We start from the raw sequence: 21,588 nt of genomic DNA, 5'->3' as shown, positions 1-21,588 counted from the left end.
TTTGTCGGGGCTCCACAAAACCCCTTCGTGTTCTTCGTCCCTGTCCTCACGGGCGGCTTCTGCCGTCCCCAAGAGAGAGTGTGAGAGTGCTCGTACTCGTCGCTCCCGGCCAGGGCGCCCAGACGCCCGGCTTCCTGACTGAATGGCTCGACCTTCCCGGTGCCGCCGACCGTGTGGCCGCCTGGTCCGACGCCATCGGCCTCGACCTCGCCCACTACGGCACGAAGGCCGACGCGGACGCGATCCGCGACACGGCCGTCGCCCAGCCGCTGCTGGTCGCCGCCGGACTGCTGTCCGCCGCGGCACTCGGTGACATCACCCCGGGCGCGGTCGCCGGTCACAGCGTCGGTGAGATCACGGCCGCCGCGTTCGCCGGTGTCCTCGACGACAAGGCCGCGCTCGGCCTGGTCCGCAAGCGGGGTCTGGCGATGGCCGACGCCGCCGCGATCACCGAGACCGGCATGGCGGCGCTGCTCGGCGGCGACCCCGAGGTGACCGTGCCGCACCTGGAGAAGCTGGGCCTGACCCCGGCGAACATCAACGGCGCGGGCCAGATCGTGGCCGCCGGCACCAAGGAGCAGCTGGCCGCCCTGGAGGCGGACAAGCCCGAGGGCGTGCGCAAGGTCGTCGCCCTGAAGGTGGCCGGCGCCTTCCACACGCACCACATGGCCCCCGCCGTCGACACCCTGGCCAAGGCCGCCGCGGACCTCACCCCGGCCGACCCGAGGGTCACCTACGTGTCGAACAAGGACGGCAAGGCCGTCGCGTCCGGCACGGAGGTGCTCGAGCGCCTGGTCGGCCAGGTGGCGAACCCGGTGCGCTGGGACCTGTGCATGGAGACCTTCAAGGAGCTGGGCGTCACCGCGCTCCTCGAGGTCTGCCCCGGCGGCACCCTGACCGGTCTCGCCAAGCGTGCGCTGCCCGGCGTCAAGACGCTGGCCCTGAAGACCCCAGCCGACCTCGACGCGGCCCGCGAGCTCATCGCCGAGCACACCGCCTGATCGCCCTTAAGGAGCCCCCGCATGGCGAAGATCAAGCCCAGCAAGGGCGCCCCGTACGCGCGCATCCTCGGCGTGGGCGGCTACCGGCCCACCCGGGTCGTGCCGAACGAGGTGATCCTGGAGAGGATCGACTCCTCCGACGAGTGGATCCGCTCCCGCTCCGGCATCGAGACCCGGCACTGGGCCGGTCCCGAGGAGACCGTCACCGCGATGTCGCTGGAGGCGTCCGGCAAGGCACTCGCCGACGCGGGCATCTCCGCAGAGCAGATCGGCGGCGTGATCGTCTCCACGGTCTCGCACTTCAAGCAGACCCCCGCGGTCGCCACCGAGATCGCCGACAAGCTGGGCACCGACAAGGCCGCCGCCTTCGACATCTCCGCCGGCTGCGCCGGCTTCGGCTACGGCCTCACCCTCGCCAAGGGCATGATCGCCGAGGGTTCCGCGGAGTACGTCCTCGTCATCGGCGTGGAGCGGCTCAGCGACCTGACGGACCTGGAGGACCGGGCCACGGCCTTCCTGTTCGGCGACGGCGCGGGGGCGGTCGTGGTCGGCCCCTCCGAGGAGCCGGCGATCGGCCCGACCGTGTGGGGCTCCGAGGGCGACAAGTCCGACACCATCAAGCAGACCGTGCCGTGGACGGACTACCGCGACGGCACGGTGGACAAGTTCCCTGCGATCACGCAGGAGGGCCAGGCGGTGTTCCGCTGGGCCGTGTTCGAGATGGCGAAGGTCGCTCAGCAGGCGCTGGACGCGGCCGGTATCGCCCCGGACGACCTGGACGTCTTCATCCCGCACCAGGCGAATGTGCGGATCATCGACTCGATGGTGAAGACCCTCAAGCTGCCGGAGCACGTCACGGTCGCCCGTGACATCCGCACCACCGGCAACACCTCGGCCGCCTCGATCCCGCTCGCGATGGAGCGGCTCCTGGCGACCGGCGAGGCGAAGAGCGGCGACACCGCGCTCGTCATCGGCTTCGGGGCGGGTCTCGTCTACGCCGCGACTGTCGTTACCCTCCCCTAGGCACTCCGTGCCGGATCATCCGGTCCGGGACGGACATCAACGCCACACCCTCTGGAATCACAGCGAAGGAGCGCCACCATGGCCGCCACTCAGGAAGAGATCGTCGCCGGTCTCGCGGAGATCGTGAACGAGATCGCCGGCATCCCGGTTGAGGACGTCCAGCTGGACAAGTCCTTCACCGACGACCTGGACGTCGACTCGCTGTCCATGGTCGAGGTCGTCGTCGCTGCCGAAGAGCGCTTCGACGTCAAGATCCCGGACGACGACGTCAAGAACCTCAAGACCGTCGGCGACGCGACCGAATACATCCTCAAGCACCAGGCCTGAGCCCTGCCGGGCCTTCCGTCCGCCCGGGTCCGCGCGGATCCGCGCGGCAAGGCCCGAGGCGGCCGGGAGCCCCGGCCCCGCCACCCGGCGGTGGCGCCGTACGAATCCTCGTATCCGTTGGAGAAAGAATTCCCGTGAGCTCGACCAATCGCACCGTGGTCGTCACCGGTATCGGCGCAACCACACCGCTGGGTGGCGACGCAGCCTCTACCTGGGAGGGCCTGGTCGCCGGACGTTCCGGTGTCAAGCCCCTGACGCAGGAGTGGGCCGCCGAGCAGGCGGTCCGTATCGCGGCCCCCGTGGCCGTGGAGCCCACCGAGGTCATCCCCCGGCCGCAGGCCCGCCGCCTGGACCGCTCGGCGCAGTTCGCGCTGGTCGCGGCGAAGGAGGCGTGGGCCGACGCCGGTTTCGAGACGAAGGCCGGCGAGGGCGCCGACGTCGACCCCGACCGGCTGGGTGCGGTCATCGCCTCCGGCATCGGCGGCGTGACGACCCTGCTGGACCAGTACGACGTGCTGAAGGAGAAGGGCGTCCGCCGTGTCTCCCCGCACACCGTGCCCATGCTGATGCCGAACAGCCCCTCCGCCAACGTGGGCCTGTTCGTGGGTGCCCGCGCGGGCGTGCACACGCCGGTCTCGGCGTGCGCGTCGGGCGCGGAGGCCATCGGCTACGCCATCGAGATGATCCGCACCGGCCGCGCCGACGTCGTCGTCGCGGGCGGCACGGAGGCGGCGATCCACCCGCTGCCCATCGCCGCGTTCGGCAACATGATGGCGATGTCCAAGAACAACGACGACCCGCAGGGCGCCTCCCGCCCCTACGACGTGGCCCGTGACGGCTTCGTCCTCGGCGAGGGCGCCGGTGTGATCGTCCTGGAGTCCGCCGAGCACGCCGCCCGGCGCGGCGCCCGGGTGTACGCGGAGGCGGTCGGGCAGGGCATCTCCGCCGACAGCCACGACATCGTGCAGCCCGAGCCCGAGGGCCGGGGCATCTCGCACGCGCTGCAGAACCTGCTGGAGCGCACGGACCTGGACCCGGCGGAGATCGTGCACGTCAACGCGCACGCCACCTCCACGCCGGCCGGTGACATCGCCGAGCTGAAGGCGCTGCGGAAGGTGTTCGGCGACGACACCGACCACATCGCGGTCTCCGCGACCAAGTCGATGACCGGTCACCTGCTCGGTGGCGCGGGCGGTGTCGAGACGGTCGCCACCGTGCTGGCGCTGTACCACCGGGTGGCCCCGCCGACCATCAACGTGGAGAACATCGACCCCGAGGCCGAGGCGAACGCGGACGTCGTGCGGGGCGAGGCGCGCAAGCTCCCGGTGGACGGGCGGATCGCCGCGCTCAACGACTCGTTCGGCTTCGGCGGCCACAACGTGGTGCTGGCGTTCCGTACCGTGTGAGAACGGCCGTGTGACGGCCGACCCGACTGATCATGGCCCGGTCTCCGTGAGGAGGCCGGGCCATGTGCCGTGCACGGGGCCGGTGACAGGTTGCCCCCGGCTGCGCCGCAGGGGCCGTCAGACCACCTGGTGCAGCCAGCGGACCGGGGCGCCCTCGCCGGCGTAGCGGAACGGCTCCAGCTCGTCGTCCCAGGGCTTGCCGAGGAGCTTGGCGATCTCCGCCTCCAGGTCGGCCTCCTCGGCCTTGGCCCGCTGCAGGGCGGCGCGCAGCCGGTCCTCGGGGATGAGGATGTCGCCGTGGATGCCGGTGACGGCGTGGAAGATGCCCAGGTCCGGGGTGCAGCTGTAGCGCTCGCCCTCGGCGCTGGGCGACGGCTCCGCGGTGACCTCGAAGCGCAGCAGCTGCCAGCCGCGCAGGGCGGAGGCGAGCTTGGAGGCGGTGCCGGGCCGGCCCTGCCAGGAGAACTCCGAGCGCCAGGTGCCGGGGGCGGCCGGCTGGCGGATCCAGTCCAGGCTGACGCGCGTGCCGAGCACACCGGCGACGGCCCACTCGACGTGCGGGCACAGCGCGCGCGGAGCGGAGTGCACGTACAGAACTCCACGTGTCGTCACCGGAACCTCCGGGCTGAGCGGGACATCTTGACAACGGGCTGGCGGCGGTGGCCGGGCGGGCCACGTTGATGGCGAGGCTACCCTGCGACGGCGCAAGGAGTGTGACGTACCGTCGGTCCCAGTGCCGGGAAACTTTCACCATTCACCCGGCAGGACGCTAGTACGGGTGCCGGACGTTCCCTCCGGTCGAGCGGGAACCCGCGTGCGTTGTTAATGGGTGGGGGACGGTGTTGTCACGACGCGCGGGGAGGCGAGAGAAGTGCACCAGGGCAGGCGCAGGCGCGGCGCACGTACTGTCGCAGCCGTGCTGACGGCCGGTCTGCTCGGCGTGGCGGGGTGCGACGCGACCGGCGGCGACGAGCCGGCCCCCTCGGGCACGGAGGCGAAGCTGGGCAGGCCGTCGCCGAAGCCGAAGCCTCCGGTGTGGGACACCAGCCCGTCCTCGATCGCGGCGGTGGGGGACTCCATCACCACGGGTTTCGACGCCTGCGCGGTGCTCACGGACTGTCCCGAGGTGTCCTGGGCGACGGGCAGCAGCGAGAGGGTGAACAGTCTGGCCGTGCGGCTGCTGGGGAAGGCGGGCGCGGCCGAGCGCAGCTGGAACTACGCGGTGACCGGGGCGCGGATGGCGGATCTGCCCGGTCAGATGGCCCGTGCGGTGCGGCGCAAGCCCCAGCTGGTGGCGGTGATGGCCGGGGCCAATGACGCCTGCCGGTCCAGCACCTCGAAGATGACCCCGGTGGAGGAGTTCCGCGCCGGCTTCGAGGAGGCGATGCGCACCCTGCGCGCGGCGCTGCCGAAGGCGCAGGTGTATGTGGCGAGCGTGCCGGATCTGAAGCGGCTGTGGTCGACGGGGCGGACCAGCGCGCTGGGCAAGCAGGTGTGGAAGCTCGGCATCTGCCCGTCGATGCTGGGCGACCCGGACGCGCTGGACGCGGCGGCCGTCGAGCGCCGGGAGACGGTGAGCCGGCGGGTGGCGGACTACAACGAGGCGCTGGCCGAGGTGTGCGCCGAGGACCGGCGGTGCCGGTTCGACGGCGGCGCGGTGCACGCGTACCGCTTCGGGACCGCGCAGCTGAGCCGCTGGGACTGGTTCCATCCGAGCATCGACGGGCAGGCGAGGCTCGCGGAGATCGCCTACCGGACGGTCACGGCGAAGAAGCCCTGAGCGGAAAAGCCCTGAGCCCCGGCCCGAGGTCAGGGTCCCGGACCGGGGCTGCTCCTGGGTGCCCCCGGCCACCGACGTTAACCGTCCCGCCGGGCCCGTGCCCCGCGATCGGGTCCCGGGCCGGAATTCGTACGAAGTTTTCACACACATGACCGAAGAAGCGCACCCTTGTCGTCGCCCGGGCGTCCGGAGGTCGCCTGAGGTCCTCTTGAGGTCGTCCTGCGGACCTCTGCCGGGCCGGGCGGGCGGCTGACATACTGCGGCCTCCGGTACGTACCCCACGACGACGGAAGGTCCAACCGCCTTGATATCTGGACGCGTTGGTGTCGGCGCTCTCGGTCTGGCGCTGCTCACCTCGCTCACCGCGCCGGTGACCGCGAGCGCCGCCGGAGACGCCGCCCCCTCCCCCACCGTGGAGGAGCAGCGCCTCGACCGGGCCGCCCCGCAGGAGATTCTGCGCCGCTCCGGATTCGACGCGGTGGCTGCGGACTTCACCCGGCGGCTGCACCGGGCGACGTCCTACGAGCAGGCCCGGCGGATCGTCGAGCACCAGGGCACGGCTCTGTGGCGGCGGGCGGTGGCGCGGGCGCAGGAGCGGGGCCCGGCGGGCGGCGACCTCAGCCGGGACGACGACCGGCCGCTGTACTGGGCGCGGCTGAGCATGACGCGCGAGCTGCGGACCTGGGAGCCGTCCTTCCAGCTCACCGACGCCGAGCGTGCGCGGCTTCTCGAGGAGCTGGAGCGCACCTCGCGCGGTCAGACCACGATCCGCTACCCGCACGGCGGCAAGCTGCGGCGGATTCTGGTCACCGGGTTCGACCCGTTCACCCTGGACCGCGACATCCGGATCTCCAACCCGTCGGGGGCCACCGCGCTCGCCCTGGACGGCACCGTGATCGAGACCGCCGACGGTCCGGCGCGCATCGAGACGGCCGTGTTCCCGGTGCGCTGGCGGGACTTCACCGAGCAGACGGTGGAGCGGGCCCTGAAGCCGCATCTGCCGCGGATCGACCTGTTCACCACGGTCAGCCAGGGCCGGCCGGGCCGCTTCGACGTGGAGCGCACCAACGGGGCCTGGCGGGGCGGCTTCCCGGACAACGAGAACGTCTCCCGCACCGAGACCGTCCCGGTCGCCGATCCGGCCACACAGCCCCAGTGGACGTCGACCACGCTGCCGTACGCGGACATCGTCGCCGCTGACACGGGGCGTTTCCCGGTGTACGACAACACCAGCGTGACGGAGATCCCGGCCGGCGGCACCGAGCCGGTGGTCCGCCCCGACGGGCCCACGCCCGGCTCCACGGCCCGCGCGGGCGGGGGCGGGAACTACCTGTCCAACGAGATCGCCTACCGGGCCACCCTGCTGCGCGACCGTCTCGGCCTGCACGAGAAGCTGCCCGGCGGCCATGTGCACACGCCCGTGCTGCAGTTCGGCGCCGGCAACACCACCGAGGTGACCGACCCGCAGTTCGTGCGCAACCGGCTGGACATCATCACCCAGGTGCGCGCGATCGTGGGCGTGGCCGCGTCGGCTAGTGAGAAGGCGCGAACGCGAGGCTGACGCCCAGGCCGGCCAGGGCGGATCCGATGAGCTTGTTGAGGAGCTTCTGGCCGCGCAGCATCAGGGTGCGCATCCGGTCGTGGGAGAAGAACACCGCGACGGCGCCGAACCACAGCAGGTGGGCCAGCGACATGAACAGCCCGTAGCCCACCTGCTGCACGACCGGTGTGTCCGGGCCGACGACCTGGGCGAATGTGGAGACGACGAAGAGGGTCGTCTTGGGGTTGAGCACATTGGTCAGGAAGCCGGTGCGCAGCGCGGCGAACGGGGTGAGTCCGCCCCGCCGCTCCAGGTCGACGGTGACCTCGGCGCGGGTGCGGAAGGTGCGCACGCCGATGTAGACGAGGTAGGCGGCGCCGGTGAGCTTGATGACGGTGAACAGGAAGGCGGAGGAGGCGATCAGCAGGCCGACGCCGAGCATCGTGTAGGTGACGTGCACCAGCACTCCGGCGGCGACCCCGGCCGCGCCGAGCAGCCCGGTCCGGCGGCCGTAGAGGTAGCTGTTGCGCACGATCATGGCGAAGTCGGCGCCGGGCGCGACCACGGCGAGGACGGTGATGACGGCGACGGCGAGCACCTCGGTCACCGGGAGACCCCTTCCTCCTCCGCCGCCTGCTCCTCGTCGTCCTCTTCGGCGATCGGCTCGCCGAGCAGCTCGCGCGCCATCAGGGTGGCCCCGGCGACCGCGCCCGGCATCAGGAAGACGGCCACGAACGGGACGAGGAACGCCAGTCCCAGCGGAGTGCCGAAGCCCCACACCAGCGTCTTGCGGGACCGCAGCAGGGCCAGCCGGTCGCGCAGTTCGACGCGGCGGCGCTGCAGGGCGATGGCGGTGAGTTCCTCGGTGAGGAAGAAGCCGGTGACGAAGAAGCCGATCACCGGGACGACGGTCTGGCCCGCGACGGGGATGAAGCCGAGCGCGAAGAGCAGCACGGCCCACACCAGCGCCCGCAGCACGATCCGCAGGCTGTCCCGGGCGGAGATCCACAGCTCCCGCCACAGCGGCAGGCCCGACTCGGGCGCGTGGCCGTCGGGCGAGACGTCCTCGTCGACCTTCTCCGACAGGCTCTCGTAGAAGGGCTGCCCGATGAGCAGCGTCACCGCGGTGAAGGTGAGCACCGACAGCAGCAGGCCCAGGGCGAACAGCACCACGGTGAGGAAGCCGCGGAAAAGACCCGCCCACGGGCTCGGCCAGTCGTCGGCGAACGGCGTCGCCCAGGCGACGAGGTCCTCGCCCCACAGGGCGAGCGCGACCAGCGCCGCCGCGTACAGGACGAGGGTGATGAGCCCGGGCAGCAGCCCGAATCCGAACTGCTTGCCGTGCCGGACCACCCACCGCTGGCCCCTCAGCAGGAACCGGAGACCCACCCCAAGATCGCGCATGGGGAAACCATATGTGAGTCGAACGCTCTGTCGCCTGCGTACCGCTGTGTACAGAGCCCAGGAGGTGGCGGATGACGCAGGAGATCCATGGCACCGTGGCCGACGGCTTCGAGGCGGTGCGGGAGGAGTTCGCGGCGCTCGTGGCGGCGGAACGCCCCGACTACGAGGGTCAGTTGTGCGTCTGGGTGGGCGGCCGGAGGGTGGTCGACCTGTGGTCGGCCGGCAGCGGCCCCGACACCCTCTACGCCGTGCACGGTTCGACCAAGGGTGCCGCCTTCCTCACGGTGGCGGTGCTGGTGCAGGACGGCACTCTGGAGCTGGACCGCAAAGTGACCTACTACTGGCCGGAGTTCGCCGCGGAGGGCAAGGGCGGGCTGACCCTGCGGGATCTGCTCACCCACCGCGCGGGCGTGGTCGGCACCGACGGCGGCTTCACCCGGGACGAGCTGGCCGACGACCGCGCCCTGGCCGAGCGCCTGGCCGACCAGCGTCCGTTCTGGCGCCCCGGCACCGCCTTCGGCCATCACGAGCTGGTCATCGGCGCCCTCGCCGCCGAGGTGGTGCGCCGCGCCACGGGCCACTCGCTGCAGCGGGTCTACGAGGACCGCGTCCGATCCCCTTACGCCCTGGACATGTTCCTGGGCCTGCCCGCCGCGCACGAGCCCCGCTTCCGCCCGACCCGTCCCCTGGAGCCCACCCCGACCCAGCGGATCGAACTCGAGGCGGCCTTGGACGGCCCCGGCAGCCTCAAGGCGATCGCCCACAACCGCAACGCGCCCGACCCCACCGACGTGGCGAGCCTGCCGAACGACCCGCTGATCCGCTCCCGCGGCCCGGCGTCGGTGGGCGGGGTCGCCTCGGCGCGCGGGCTGGCCCAGCTGTACGCGGCGGCGCTCGGCCAGACCGGTGAGCGCGAGGCGCTGCTGAAGCCGGACACCATCGCCGGGCTGGGCCGGCTGCACGCGGCCGGCCACGACCTGGTGACCGACACGCACCGCGCCTACGCGCTCGGCTTCGAGGCGACCGCCGAGACCTGGTGCCCGTGCCTGGGCGCCGGGTCGTTCGGGCACAGCGGGACGGCGGGCTCCCAGGCGTTCGCGGACCCGCGCACCGGTCTGGCCTACGGCTACACCAGGCGCCGCTGCGCCTACCCGTCCGGCCCGGCCCCGGAGAACGAGCGCCTGGTGCGCGCGGTCCACCAGGCCGCCCTGGCGACGGCGGAGGCGTCTCCGGCCCACGCGTAGGCCCCGCGGCACGCACGGGAAGACAAACCCCGGCTCATGCGTGAGGGCCGCCCCCGGGGACACCGGGAGCGGCCCTCACGACCGGACGGGACGTGCGTTCAGCGCAGCGTCACGCTGATGTTGCCGCGCGTGGCCTTGGAGTACAGGCACACCTGGTGCGCCTTCTCGATCAGCGCGCGGGCGCGGGCGGCGTCCATGTTCGGGATGTCCGCCTCGATCTCGACGATGATCCCGAAGCCGTCGTCGTTCTTGCCGATGCCGACCCGGGCGGTGACGGTCGAGCCGGAGACGTCGGCGCCCTCCTGACGGGCGACCACGCCGAGGGCGCCTTGGAAACAGGCGCTGTACCCGGCGGCGAACAGCTGCTCCGGGTTGGTGCCGGTGCCGCTGCCGCCCATCTCCTTCGGCGGGTTGACGATCACGTCGAGCCTGCCGTCGTCGGTGGCGACCCGCCCGTCCCGGCCGCCCTGCGCGGTGGCGACGGCCGTGTAGAGAACGTCGGACTGCTGAATGGGCATACGGTGCGTTCCTCCTGGGTCCGGCGTGACTCGCGCCCACGATCACGACGGTTTCGGAAAGAATTTACCGCATGACGAAAACCCCGGGAACGCTCAGAGCTTGACGATCATCTTCCCGGTGTTGTCCCCGCGCAGGACGCCGAGGAACGCCTCCAGGTTGTTCTCGATGCCCTCGACCACGGTCTCCCGGTACTTCAGCTCGCCGCTGCGCACCCAGGCGCCGACCTCCGCCACGAACTGCGGCTGCAGGTCGTAGTGGTCGCCGACGAGGAAGCCCTCGATGCGGCCGCGGGTCTGGATGAGCCGGGCGAGGTTGCGCGGGCCGGGCGCGGGCTCGGTGTCGTTGTAGACGGAGATCATTCCGCACACCGCGATACGGCCGCCCTCGTTGAGCGCGCCGATGGCGGCCTCCAGGTGCTCGCCGCCCACGTTGTCGAAGTACACGTCGATGCCGTCCGGGGCGGCGGCGCGCAGCTGCTCGGACACCGGGCCGTTCTTGTAGTTGAAGGCCGCGTCGAAGCCGTACTCCTCGGTCAGAAGCTTGACCTTCTCGTCGGACCCGGCCGACCCGATCACCCGGGAGGCGCCCTTCAGCTTCGCGATCTGGCCCACCTGGCTGCCGACGGCGCCCGCGGCACCGGAGACGAAGACCGAGTCGCCCTCCTTGAAGGCGGCGGTGCGCAGCAGGCCCGCGTAGGCGGTGAGCCCGGTCATGCCGAGCACGCCCAGGTACGCGGACAGGGGCGCGGCGTCCGGGTCCACCTTGACGGCGTTCTTCGCGGCCACGACGGCGTACTCGCGCCAGCCGAAGAAGTGCAGCACATGATCGCCGACCGCTATCCCCTCCGCGTTGGAGGCGATGACCTCACCTACGGCGCCGCCCTGCATGACCTTGCCCAGCTCGAAGGGGGCCACATAGGACTTCGCGTCGCTCATACGGCCGCGCATATAGGGATCGACCGAGAGGTACTCGTTCCGCACCAGCACCTGGCCCTCGCCGGGGGCGGGGACCTCGGCCTCGACCAGGGCGAAGTTCTCGGGCTTCGGCCAGCCGACGGGCCGGCTCAGCAGATGCCATTCACGGCCGGCGGCGGGGAGTGCGGGGGTGTCGGTCATGGAGTGCCTTCCTCGGGAAAACCCAAAAATACTTCACTACCTGAAACAACCATGCGTCTGAATATTTCATGCTGTCAAGCAAACGGGTACCCTGGAGACCATGCCCACACCTCGCACCCCCGATCCGCTGACCCTGGAGGTCGTCGACCTCATCGGCTCGGTCGTGGCCCGCTATCACGAGGAGTACGAGTCGGCGGCGGCCGGACACGCGCTGACCGGGGCGCAGGCGAGGCTGCTCAGTCTGCTGTCGCTGGAGCCGCTGCCCATGCGCAGGCTGGCGCAACGGCTGAAGTGCGAGCCGTCGAACGTCACCGGGATCGTGGACCGCCTGGAGGCGCGGGGCCTGGTGGAGCGCCGGCCCGACCCCGCGGACCGGCGGGTGAAGCTGGCGGTGGCCACGGAGGAGGGGCGCCGGGTGGCGCGCAGCCTCCAGGACTCGCTGCGGTTCGCCCGTGAGCCGCTGGCGGGACTGTCCGAGCCGGAGCGGATCGCGCTGCGGGACGCGCTCAGGAGGATGCTGGCGGAGTCCTGAGCGGGGTGCCCCCCGCAGGAAAGCGGGGGTCCCCTCAGGACAGTCGGGAAAAGCGGGGGTCCCCTCAGGGCAGTCGGGAAAGGCGGGGGTCCCCTCAGGACGGTCAGGAAAGGCGGGGCCCTCTCAGGTCAGCGGTCCTACACGCACCACCACAGGAAGCGGTCGCAGCTGCGGGTGGGGGTCGGCTCCGGGTCCGGCTGCTTCGTCGTGGGGTCCGGCTGCGGGGGCTTCGGGGCCTCCGTGGTCGGCTGCGGCTGGGCCGGGGGCGTCGTCGCGGGAGCGGGTTCCGGGTCGGGGTCCGGCGCCTCGGACTGCTTGTCCTTCTCCGGATTCTCGGACTCCTTCTCCTTCGGCGACTTCGACGCCGAGGGCGACCCCGAGGTGCTCGACGACGGGGCGGTCGCCGCACCCCCGGCCGGGCGCGAGGCCTTGGGCGACTCGTCCGGCTCCACCTCGGTGGCGCCGCCGTCCGCGGAGGTGTCCCCCGCCGCGGCGGGGGTCGGCGTGGACCCGGGCGCGGCGATGCCCAGCTCCGCCAGCGACAGTCCGCCCGCGGCCAGCACGAATCCGGCGGCCACCAGCAGCGTCCGCCGGCGGCGGCGCCGGTGGGCGGCCGCCTTGCGGTCCCGGCGGCTGACGCCGTGCGCCTCCGCGTCACGGTCCCGCCGGCCGGGGGCCTGCGTCTCGGCCCTGCGGTCCCGCCGGCCGGCTCCCTGTGCCGCCGCCCTGCGGTCGCGCCTGCCACCCTGCCGCGTCTCCGCCACGGGCCGCTCCGGCTCCGCGGTCTCCTCGTGCTCCGCGTGCCCGTACGGGGCTTCTTCCCGGTGCACCACGGGCTCGGGGACCGGCACCGGCTGAGGAACGGGGACCTGTGCGGGCGCGCCGCAGCCAGGACAGGCGAGCGCGCCGTTCAGGTGCCGTTGGCAGGGGTGGCAGTAGTCCATGACGCGGGAAGGTTAGGTTCCGGTCACGTCCTCTTCCTAGACCTTCCTGTGAATCTTTCGTACAGACGGCCGTTTCATGCACGCCCCATTGACACCCTCGCCGCCCGTCCTTACTGTCTCGCCAGAATTTCGAACGTGTGCCGAAATATCGAACGTTCAAAGGGGCAGCAACCGTGCGCATCACCGGAATCAGCACCCATGTGGTCGGAACGCCCTGGCGGAATCTGACCTACGTTCAGGTGCACACGGACGAGGGCCTGACCGGCGTCGGTGAGACCCGGATGCTCGGCCACACCGACGCCCTGCTCGGCTACCTGAAGGAGGCCGAGGTCAACCACATCCGCGGCGCCGACCCCTTCGACACCGAGGCGCTGGTCCGGCGCATGAAGTACGGCGACTTCGGACGCGCCGGGGAGATCGTGATGTCCGGCATCGCGGTGGTCGAGATGGCCTGCTGGGACATCAAGGGCAAGGCGCTCGGCGTGCCGGTGTGGCAGCTGCTCGGCGGCAAGGTGACCGACAGGGTCAAGGCGTACGCCAACGGCTGGTACACCACCGAGCGCACCCCGGAGGCGTACCACAAGGCCGCCCGGCAGGTGCGGGAGCGCGGCTACCGGGCCCTGAAGATCGATCCCTTCGGCACCGGTCACTTCGAGCTGGACCACGAGCAGACCCTCTACGCCGTCTCCCTCATCGAGGCGGTCCGCGACGCCGTCGGCCCCGAGACCGAGCTGATGCTGGAGATGCACGGCCGCTTCTCCCCCGCCACCGCCGTGCGCCTCGCCCATGAAATGGCCCCCTTCCGGCCGGCCTGGCTGGAGGAGCCGGTGCCGCCGGGGAACCTCAAGGCGCTGCGGAAGGTGGCCGCCAAGGTGGACATGCCGATCGCCACCGGGGAGCGCATCCACGACCGCATCGAGTTCCGTGAGCTGTTCGAGAACCAGGCCGCCGACATCCTCCAGCCGGACGTCGGACATATCGGCGGCATCTGGGAGACCCGCAAGCTCGCCGCCACCGCCGAGACCCACTACATGCTGGTGGCGCCGCACAACGTAGGAGGCTCCGTGCTCACCGCCGCCTCCCTCCAGGTCGGCTTCACCACGCCGAACTTCAAGGTCCTGGAGCACTTCAACGACTTCGCGGACGCGGAGATCAAGAAGGTGGTGAAGGGCGCCCCGCAGGTGGATCCGGAGGACGGCTGCTTCCACCTCTCCGACGCGCCGGGGCTCGGCGTGGAGCTGGACGTGGAGGCGGCCGCCGAGTTCCCGCAGCAGCAGGCCCGGTTCGACCTGTGGGCCGAGGGCTGGGAGCAGCGCAAGCCGAAGGGGACCGCATGACCGGCACCGCAGTGGTGATCGACGCGCCCGGCGTCCACCGTCTCGTCCCGCACACCCCGCGCGAGCCCGGCCCCGGCGAGGCGCTCGTCCGGGTGCACGCCGCCGGCATCTGCGGCAGCGACCGCGAGGTCCACCAGGGCAACCGCCCGGAGGGCTACGTCCGTTACCCGCTCACCCCCGGCCATGAGTGGTCCGGCACCGTGGAGCGGACCGGCCCCGGTGTCCCCGCCTCCCTGCTGCACCGCAAGGTGACCGGCGAGGGCTTCCGCAACTGCCAGGTCTGCGACCGCTGCCATGCGGGCGAGACCACCCTGTGCGACGCGGGCTACGAGGAGACGGGCTTCACCCAGCCCGGCGCCATGGCCCCCACGCTCACCGTGCCGGCCCGGCTGCTGCACCCCCTGCCCGACGACGCCGACCTCACTGCCGCCGCCCTGCTGGAGCCGGCCGCCTGCGTCGCGGCGGCGGTGCTGAAGGCGGACGTCCGTCCCGGCGAGCGGGTGGCCGTCGTCGGCACCGGCACCCTGGGCATGCTCGCGGTGCAGTTCCTGAGGGCGTACTCCCCCGCCGACCTGCTGGTGGTGGGCACCCGGCGCGACCGCGAGAAGCTGTCCCACCGGTTCGGCGCGACCCGCTTCCGCACCGCCGGCGAGGAACTCCCCGGTGACGCCGATGTCGTCGTCGAGGCCGCCGGGTCCGCGGACGCGGCCCGCACCGCCGCCGGTCTGCTCCGCCGGGGCGGCCGTCTGGTCCTGACCGGCATCCCGGCCCCGGGTGCCGAGGGGCTCGACCCGACCGACCTCGTCGTACGGCAGCTGGAGGTGCGGACCGTGTTCGGTGCTCCGCCCGCCGCCTGGGCGCACGCGGTGCGGGTCTTCGCGGCCGGGCTCCTCGATCCCCTGCCGCTCGTCACCCACCACCTGCCGCTCGACGACTTCGGCCGCGCCATCGAGCTGGTGGGGTCCGGTGATCCGAAGGTGGGGAAGGTGCTGCTGCGCCCCTAGTCCCGTGCCCCCGGGCCGGCCCGGTCGCCCGCTCAGCGAGCCACAGACCAGCTTCCGAACACCGTCCGGTATATCGAACGACACCTACCGACCCCGACGAAGGACCCCCCGTGACCGACCCTTCCACCACGGCACCCCGCCGGCCCGGTGAGCAGGTGCTCTCCGCGCTCGGCCTGGGCGCCCCCGACCCCGACCCCGCCGACGCCTCGCCGCACTCCTTCCCCGGCGGCGGACGCTGGCGCACCGAGATCCCCTCCTGCGAGGGGCCCGAGGCGCTGGCCGTCGTCCTGAAGGAGGCGGCCCGTCTCGACGTCCCCGTCCACCGGATCAGCCAGGGCAGCGGGGTGTGGATGCTGACGGACGCCGAGATCACCGAGATGGTGGAGGCGACCGCCGAACGGGGCATCGAGCTGTGCCTGTTCACCGGCCCGCGCGGCACCTGGGACATCGGCGGCTCGACCCGCACGGACTCACGGGGCGCCGGGCTGCGGGCCCGGGGCCACGACGCGGTGGCCGGATGCGTCGAGGACGCCGTGCGCGCCACCGAGCTGGGCGTGAAGTGCCTGCTGGTGGCGGACGAGGGCGTGCTGTGGACGCTGCACCGGGCGCGCACGGCCGGGCTGCTGCCCGCCGACACCACGTTCAAGGTCTCCGCGCTCGTCGGCCCGGTCAATCCGGCGGCGTACGCGGTGTACGAGCGGCTCGGCGCCGACTCGATCAATGTGCCGAGCGATCTGACGCTCGGTCATGTCACCGAGATACGACGAGTTTCGGCCACCCCGATGGACATGTACATCGAGGCTCCGGACGACCTCGGCGGCTATGTGCGCATGTACGAGGTCGCCGAGCTCATCCGGCGCGGGGCCCCGCTGTATCTGAAATTCGGCCTGTCCAAGGCCCCCGGTATCTATCCGTACGGCCACCACCTGCGCGAACTCGCCCTGGCGACGGCCAAGGAGCGGGTGCGGCGCGGGCGGCTGGCCCTGGATCTGCTGGCCCGGCACGGCGCCGACGGCGAGATGGCGCCGCTCGGTTCGCGCCTGCCGGGCGATCTGGTCCGTTTCGGCACCTCGTCATAACGTTCCGGAAACTCGACTTCACAGAAGCCCACACAGCCGCGCACAATCCCACACATCTCTTCTCGGCCTCTCATCAAGGATGATGATCATGCGTAACCGCAGAGCCGCCCTCGCCGCCATAGCCACCGCCGCCTGTCTCGCCCTGACCCTCTCGGCCTGCGGCCAGAACAGCGAAGGCGGCAGCGAGGAGGACAAGGGAGGCGCGAAGGGGGCGACCATCGGCATCGCGATGCCGACCAAGTCCTCCGAGCGCTGGATCGCCGACGGCAACAACGTCAAGAAGAACCTGGAGGCCAAGGGCTACAAGACCAAGCTGGTCTACGGCGAGGACGACCCGGACCAGCAGGTCTCCCAGGTGGAGAATCTGATCACGCAGGGCGTGAAGGCGCTGATCATCGCCGCGATCGACAACAAGTCGATGAACAACGTCCTCCAGCAGGCCAAGGACGCCGGCATCCCGGTCATCTCCTACGACCGCCTGATCCTCGGCACCGAGAACGTCGACTACTACGCCTCCTTCGACAACGAGAAGGTGGGCGAGCTCCAGGGCAGCTACATCGTCGAGAAGCTGGGCCTGAAGGACGGCAGCAAGAAGGGCCCCTTCAACATCGAGCTGTTCGCCGGCTCCAACGACGACAACAACACCCGCTACTTCTTCCAGGGCGCGATGAACGTCCTGAAGCCGTACATCGACAAGAAGCAGCTCGTCGTCAAGTCCGGCCAGACCGAGCTGAACCAGGTCACCACCCTGCGCTGGGACGGCGGCACCGCGCAGAAGCGCATGGACGACATCCTCACCTCCGCCTACAAGACCGACCGGGTGCACGCGGTGCTCTCGCCGTACGACGGCATCTCCATCGGCATCCTGTCGGCGCTGAAGTCGGACGACTACGGCTCCAAGGCCAAGCCGCTGCCGATCGTCACCGGCCAGGACGCCGAGGTCGCCTCGGTGAAGTCGATCATCGCCGACGAGCAGTCGATGACCGTCTACAAGGACACCCGGGAGCTCGCCAAGGTGGCCTCCAACATGGTCGACGCGCTGCTCAACGACAAAAAGCCCGAGGTCAACGACACCAAGACCTACGACAACGGGGTGAAGGTCGTGCCGTCGTACCTGCTGGAGCCGGTCGCCGTCGACAAGAGCAACTACCAGGAGGTCGTCGTCGACTCCGGCTACATCAAGGAATCGGACCTCAAGTAACCGCCGCCACCCGACGATTCACGGATCCACACCGACCGGAAGGCACGACCATGGCGGGACCCGTCCTGGAGATGCGCTCGATCGTAAAGACCTTTCCCGGCGTCAAGGCGCTGTCGGACGTCAGCCTGACCGTCCGGCAGGGCGAGGTCCACGCCATCTGCGGGGAGAACGGCGCCGGCAAGTCGACCCTGATGAAGGTCCTCTCCGGCGTCCACCCCTACGGCACCTACGAGGGGGAGATCCTCTTCGAGGGGGAGGTCTGCCGGTTCAAGGACATCCGGGCCAGCGAGCAGCACGGCATCGTGATCATCCACCAGGAGCTGGCCCTGGTGCCCTATCTCTCCATCGCGGAGAACATCTTCCTCGGCAACGAGCACGCCACCCGGGGGTTCATCGACTGGAACGAGACCCTGCGGCACGCCACCGAACTGCTGCGCAGGGTCGGTCTCGACGAGCACCCGGAGACCCGGGTCGCCGACATCGGGGTCGGCAAGCAGCAGCTCGTGGAGATCGCCAAGGCCCTGTCCAAGAAGGTGAAGCTGCTCATCCTCGACGAGCCGACCGCCGCGCTCAACGACGAGGACAGCGGCAAACTCCTGGACCTGATCCTGCAGTTGAAGGACCAGGGCATCACCTCGATCATCATCTCCCACAAGCTGAACGAGATCCGCAGGGTCGCCGACTCGGTGACGATCCTGCGGGACGGGCGGACCATCGAGACGCTCGATGTGAAGGCACCGGAGACCACCGAGGACCGGATCATCAGCGGCATGGTGGGCCGCGATCTGGAGCACCGCTTCCCGGAGCGGACCCCGCACCAGCCGGAGGAGGGCGCGGCCCCGGCGCTGGAGATCCGCAACTGGACCGTGCACCACCCCATCGACCAGCAGCGCAAGGTCGTCGACGACGTGTCCCTGACCGTGCGGCGCGGGGAGATCGTCGGCATCGCCGGCCTGATGGGCGCGGGCCGCACCGAGCTGGCGATGAGCGTCTTCGGCCGCACCTACGGCCGGCACGCCTCGGGCACGGTCCTGAAGGACGGCAGGGAGATCCGCACCAGGACCGTCCCGGAGGCGGTCGCGCACGGCATCGCGTATGTCACCGAGGACCGCAAGCACTACGGGCTGAACCTCATCGACACCGTGGGCCGCAACATCTCGCTCAGCGCGCTGCACAAGGTCGCCCGGCGGGGCGTGGTGGACGAGCACCAGGAGCGGCAGGTCGCCGAGGGCTTCCGCACGTCCATGAACATCAAGGCGCCCACCGTCTTCGAGCCGGTGGGCAAGCTGTCCGGCGGCAACCAGCAGAAGGTCGTCCTCAGCAAGTGGATCTTCGCGGGTCCCGATGTGCTGATCCTCGACGAGCCGACGCGTGGCATCGATGTCGGGGCCAAGTACGAGATCTACACGGTCATCGACAAGCTGGCCGCCCAGGGCAAGGCGGTCGTCTTCATCTCCTCCGAGCTGCCCGAGCTGCTCGGCATGTGCGACCGCATCTACACCATGGCCGCCGGACGGCTCACCGGTGAGTTCTCGCGGGCCGAGGCCTCCCAGGAAGCGCTGATGCGTCAGATGACGAAGGACAAAGAGGTAACCCGATGAGTACCGATGTGACCGCCAGAACTCCGGCGCCCGCGCCGGCCGGGAAGGGCGGGCCGGCCGGCGGCGACGGCCTGCTGAAGCTGGTGCTGGACGGCATGCGCCGCAACATGCGGCAGTACGGCATGCTGATCGCGCTCGGCCTGATCGTGGCGCTGTTCGCGGTGTGGACCGACGGCGACCTGCTGCTGCCGCGCAATGTGTCCAACCTGGTGCTGCAGAACAGCTACATCCTGATCCTGGCCATCGGCATGATGCTGGTGATCATCTCCGGGCACATCGATCTGTCGGTGGGGTCGCTGACCGCGTTCGTCGGCTCGATGGCCGCGGTGTTCATGGTGAAGAACGACCTGCCCTGGCCGGTCGCCGTGGTGCTCTGTCTGGCGGTGGGCGCCCTCGCGGGCGCGATACAGGGGTTCTTCATCGCCTACGGCGGCATACCGTCGTTCATCGTGACCCTGGCGGGCATGCTGACCTTCCGCGGTCTGACGGAGATCTTCCTGGAGGGCCAGACCCTCGGCCCGTTCCCCCGGGGGCTGCAGAAGGTCGCCAACGGCTTCCTGCCGGAGGTCGGCCCGGAGACCAACTACCACAACCTCACCCTGCTGCTGGGCCTCGCACTGATCGCGTTCGTGATCTATCAGGAGGTCCGTGACCGGCGGCGGCAGCAGGAGTTCGCGCTGGAGGTGCTGCCGGCCAAGCTGTTCGCGCTGAAGCTGGTCGCGCTCACCGCGGCGATCCTCGTGGTGACGCTGCTGCTGGCCAGCTACAAGGGCACGCCGATCGTGCTGCTGATCCTGGGTGTGCTGCTGGTCGGCTTCGGCTATGTGATGCGCAACGCCGTCATCGGCCGCCACATCTACGCCATCGGCGGCAACCTGCCCGCGGCCAAGCTGTCCGGCGTGCGGGACAAGAAGGTGACCTTCCTGGTCTTCCTGAACATGGGCATGCTCGCGGCCCTGGCGGGACTGGTGTTCGCCGCCCGCTTCAACGCGGCCTCCCCCAAGGCCGGCCTGAACTTCGAGCTGGAGGCGATCGCGGCGTCCTTCATCGGCGGTGCGTCGATGAGCGGCGGCGTCGGCACCGTGCTCGGCGCGATCATCGGTGGCCTGGTCCTGGGTGTGCTGAACAACGGCATGAACCTCGTCGGCATCGGCACCGACTGGCAGCAGGTCATCAAGGGCCTGGTGCTGCTGGCCGCGGTCGGGTTCGACGTGTGGAACAAGCGCAAGGTCGGTTCGTAGAGCGTCGGGGCCCCTCGCACGCGGGGGGAGCGCGGGGCCGTCCTGACCGGCCCCGCACTCTCCCCGCCCCGAGGTGTCGTCCCGCTCCCCCGTCAGGAGCTGCCGCATGGAACTGAACAGACGCACCCTCATCGCCGGCGCGGCCGCCGCCGGACTCACCGGCGCCGCAGCGGGCGGCACCGCACACGCCTCGGGAGGCAGGAAGCCCGTGAAGGAACTCTTCGGCGAGCTCGCCGACGGTACGAAGGTGTACCGCTGGTCGCTGCAGAACGGCGGGACCCGGATGAAGGTCCTGTCCTACGGCGGCATCGTGCAGTCGCTGGAGGTGCCCGACCGGCGCGGGCGGTACGCCAATGTCTCCCTCGGCTTCGACAACCTCGACGACTATGTCGCCTCCAGCCCCTACTTCGGCGCCCTGATCGGCCGCTACGGCAACCGCATCGGCAAGGGCCGCTTCACCCTGGACGGCACCGCGTACCAGCTCTCCGTCAACGACGGGGAGAACAGCCTGCACGGCGGTGCGCAGGGCTTCGACAAGCGGGTGTGGGACGTCGAGCCGTTCACCGAGGGGCCGGACACCGGGCTGCGGCTGTACTACACCAGCGCGGACGGCGAGATGGGCTACCCGGGCACGCTGAAGGTGAAGGTGACCTACACCCTCACCCGCAACGGCGACTGGCGCATCGACTACCGGGCCACCACCGACAAGCCCACCGTCGTCAACCTCACCAGCCACGTCTACTGGAACCTCGCCGGCGAGAGCAGCGGCACCATCTACGACCATGAACTGTCCATCGAGGCCTCGCGGTTCACGCCCGTCGACCAGGGCCTCATCCCCACCGGTGAGCCGGCGCGGGTCGCGGGCACCCCCTTCGACTTCCGCCGGGCCAAGCCGATCGGCCGGGACATCCGCACCGCGCACCAGCAGGTGCTCTACGGGCAGGGCTTCGACCACAACTGGGTGCTGGACAAGGGCATCACCCACCGCCCGGAGCTCGCGGCGACCCTGCGCGACCCGTCCTCCGGCCGCACCCTGCGGATCAGCACCAACGAGCCGGGGCTGCAGTTCTACTCCGGCAACTTCCTCGACGGCACCCTGGTGGGCACCGGCGGGAACGTCTACCGGCAGGGCGACGGGCTGTGCCTGGAGACGCAGCACTTCCCGGACTCGCCCAACCAGCCGTCGTTCCCGTCGACCGTGCTGCGTCCGGGCGAGACCTACCGCACGACGACGGTCCACTCCTTCGGCTCCTGAGCCCGTGTCTTCTTCGGCTCCGGAGCGGTGGCCCC

Annotated in this window: 21 protein-coding genes; 15 read left to right on the top strand and 6 right to left on the bottom strand. The window is 70.8% G+C overall.

Going from position 1 to position 21,588, the window contains the following annotated elements; translation table 11 throughout:
* Positions 1–86 precede the first annotated feature (86 nt).
* The 4 genes from ABD198_RS09055 to fabF all read left to right on the top strand — a co-directional run bounded on the left by ABD198_RS09055 (position 87) and on the right by fabF (position 3,757).
* Positions 87–1,001, top strand: a complete 915-nt coding sequence (locus tag ABD198_RS09055; RefSeq protein ID WP_343999259.1) for an ACP S-malonyltransferase — start codon at positions 87–89, stop codon at positions 999–1,001.
* A gap of 21 nt (positions 1,002–1,022) precedes the next feature.
* Positions 1,023–2,024: a ketoacyl-ACP synthase III gene (locus ABD198_RS09050; protein WP_343999258.1), complete on the top strand. Its 1,002-nt coding sequence runs from the start codon at positions 1,023–1,025 to the stop codon at positions 2,022–2,024.
* A 78-nt stretch (positions 2,025–2,102) separates the two neighbouring features.
* Positions 2,103–2,351 (top strand): acyl carrier protein, encoded by a 249-nt coding sequence (locus tag ABD198_RS09045; RefSeq protein ID WP_004988657.1) that lies wholly within the window; start codon positions 2,103–2,105, stop codon positions 2,349–2,351.
* A gap of 134 nt (positions 2,352–2,485) precedes the next feature.
* A complete protein-coding gene (gene fabF, locus ABD198_RS09040; protein ID WP_343999256.1) occupies positions 2,486–3,757 on the top strand; it encodes a beta-ketoacyl-ACP synthase II in 1,272 nt (423 codons plus the stop codon).
* Between the two features lie 117 nt (positions 3,758–3,874).
* On the opposite strand, the gene ABD198_RS09035 is transcribed toward fabF, so the two are convergent.
* The gene (locus tag ABD198_RS09035; RefSeq protein WP_343999254.1) at positions 3,875–4,369 is read right to left on the bottom strand and encodes a DUF3145 domain-containing protein; all 495 of its coding nucleotides are present in this window, start codon (positions 4,367–4,369) and stop codon (positions 3,875–3,877) included.
* Positions 4,370–4,673: 304 nt separating this feature from the next.
* Between ABD198_RS09035 and ABD198_RS09030 the strand changes: the two genes are divergently transcribed.
* Both ABD198_RS09030 and ABD198_RS09025 read left to right on the top strand, forming a co-directional pair.
* Positions 4,674–5,537 carry an SGNH/GDSL hydrolase family protein gene (locus ABD198_RS09030; RefSeq protein ID WP_343999252.1) on the top strand — a complete coding sequence of 288 codons (864 nt, stop codon included), beginning with the start codon at positions 4,674–4,676 and terminating at the stop codon, positions 5,535–5,537.
* A gap of 304 nt (positions 5,538–5,841) precedes the next feature.
* Positions 5,842–7,098, top strand: a complete 1,257-nt coding sequence (locus tag ABD198_RS09025; RefSeq protein ID WP_343999250.1) for a pyroglutamyl-peptidase I — start codon at positions 5,842–5,844, stop codon at positions 7,096–7,098.
* Here the strand turns inward: ABD198_RS09025 and ABD198_RS09020 are convergent.
* A complete protein-coding gene (locus tag ABD198_RS09020) occupies positions 7,070–7,684 on the bottom strand; it encodes a LysE family translocator (RefSeq protein WP_343999247.1) in 615 nt (204 codons plus the stop codon). The genes ABD198_RS09025 and ABD198_RS09020 overlap by 29 nt on opposite strands.
* Complete coding sequence (locus ABD198_RS09015) at positions 7,681–8,481, bottom strand: EI24 domain-containing protein (protein ID WP_343999245.1); 801 nt, start codon at positions 8,479–8,481, stop codon at positions 7,681–7,683. Before ABD198_RS09015 ends, ABD198_RS09020 begins: the two co-directional genes overlap by 4 nt.
* A 71-nt stretch (positions 8,482–8,552) precedes the next feature.
* Here ABD198_RS09015 and ABD198_RS09010 point away from each other — a divergent pair, with 71 nt between their 5' ends.
* Entirely contained in the window at positions 8,553–9,725 is a 1,173-nt protein-coding gene (locus ABD198_RS09010) for a serine hydrolase domain-containing protein (RefSeq protein WP_343999243.1), read from the top strand.
* Between the two features lie 98 nt (positions 9,726–9,823).
* On the opposite strand, the gene ABD198_RS09005 is transcribed toward ABD198_RS09010, so the two are convergent.
* Positions 9,824–10,243, bottom strand: a complete 420-nt coding sequence (locus ABD198_RS09005) for an organic hydroperoxide resistance protein (protein WP_343999241.1) — start codon at positions 10,241–10,243, stop codon at positions 9,824–9,826.
* Positions 10,244–10,336: 93 nt separating this feature from the next.
* Positions 10,337–11,359 (bottom strand): NADP-dependent oxidoreductase, encoded by a 1,023-nt coding sequence (locus ABD198_RS09000; RefSeq protein WP_343999239.1) that lies wholly within the window; start codon positions 11,357–11,359, stop codon positions 10,337–10,339.
* A gap of 100 nt (positions 11,360–11,459) precedes the next feature.
* Between ABD198_RS09000 and ABD198_RS08995 the strand changes: the two genes are divergently transcribed.
* The gene (locus ABD198_RS08995) at positions 11,460–11,891 is read left to right on the top strand and encodes a MarR family winged helix-turn-helix transcriptional regulator (protein WP_343999237.1); all 432 of its coding nucleotides are present in this window, start codon (positions 11,460–11,462) and stop codon (positions 11,889–11,891) included.
* A 137-nt stretch (positions 11,892–12,028) separates the two neighbouring features.
* On the opposite strand, the gene ABD198_RS08990 is transcribed toward ABD198_RS08995, so the two are convergent.
* Positions 12,029–12,835, bottom strand: coding sequence for an SCO2400 family protein (locus tag ABD198_RS08990; RefSeq protein WP_343999235.1), 807 nt, complete (start codon positions 12,833–12,835; stop codon positions 12,029–12,031).
* A gap of 173 nt (positions 12,836–13,008) precedes the next feature.
* Between ABD198_RS08990 and ABD198_RS08985 the strand changes: the two genes are divergently transcribed.
* From ABD198_RS08985 to ABD198_RS08955, 7 genes are all read left to right on the top strand, one after another.
* Complete coding sequence (locus tag ABD198_RS08985) at positions 13,009–14,172, top strand: mandelate racemase/muconate lactonizing enzyme family protein (protein WP_343999232.1); 1,164 nt, start codon at positions 13,009–13,011, stop codon at positions 14,170–14,172.
* On the top strand, positions 14,169–15,176 hold the full coding sequence (locus ABD198_RS08980; RefSeq protein WP_343999228.1) for a zinc-dependent alcohol dehydrogenase: 1,008 nt from the start codon (positions 14,169–14,171) through the stop codon (positions 15,174–15,176). The genes ABD198_RS08985 and ABD198_RS08980 overlap by 4 nt, the downstream gene beginning before the upstream one ends.
* Positions 15,177–15,286: 110 nt before the next feature.
* Positions 15,287–16,255: a hypothetical protein gene (locus ABD198_RS08975; RefSeq protein WP_343999226.1), complete on the top strand. Its 969-nt coding sequence runs from the start codon at positions 15,287–15,289 to the stop codon at positions 16,253–16,255.
* Between the two features lie 88 nt (positions 16,256–16,343).
* Positions 16,344–17,456, top strand: a complete 1,113-nt coding sequence (gene chvE / locus ABD198_RS08970; RefSeq protein ID WP_425580440.1) for a multiple monosaccharide ABC transporter substrate-binding protein — start codon at positions 16,344–16,346, stop codon at positions 17,454–17,456.
* Positions 17,457–17,506: 50 nt separating this feature from the next.
* The gene (gene mmsA, locus ABD198_RS08965) at positions 17,507–19,057 is read left to right on the top strand and encodes a multiple monosaccharide ABC transporter ATP-binding protein (protein ID WP_343999222.1); all 1,551 of its coding nucleotides are present in this window, start codon (positions 17,507–17,509) and stop codon (positions 19,055–19,057) included.
* Positions 19,054–20,298 (top strand): multiple monosaccharide ABC transporter permease, encoded by a 1,245-nt coding sequence (gene mmsB / locus ABD198_RS08960; protein ID WP_343999220.1) that lies wholly within the window; start codon positions 19,054–19,056, stop codon positions 20,296–20,298. Before mmsA ends, mmsB begins: the two co-directional genes overlap by 4 nt.
* 106 nt (positions 20,299–20,404) lie before the next feature.
* Entirely contained in the window at positions 20,405–21,553 is a 1,149-nt protein-coding gene (locus ABD198_RS08955) for an aldose epimerase family protein (protein WP_343999218.1), read from the top strand.
* The last annotated feature ends 35 nt before the right edge of the window (positions 21,554–21,588 follow it).

The sequence above is a fragment of the Streptomyces thermocarboxydovorans genome, from assembly GCF_039524635.1.
Classification (GTDB): Bacteria; Actinomycetota; Actinomycetes; order Streptomycetales; family Streptomycetaceae; genus Streptomyces; species Streptomyces thermocarboxydovorans.
This window is presented reverse-complemented; position numbering and strand designations above follow the sequence as displayed.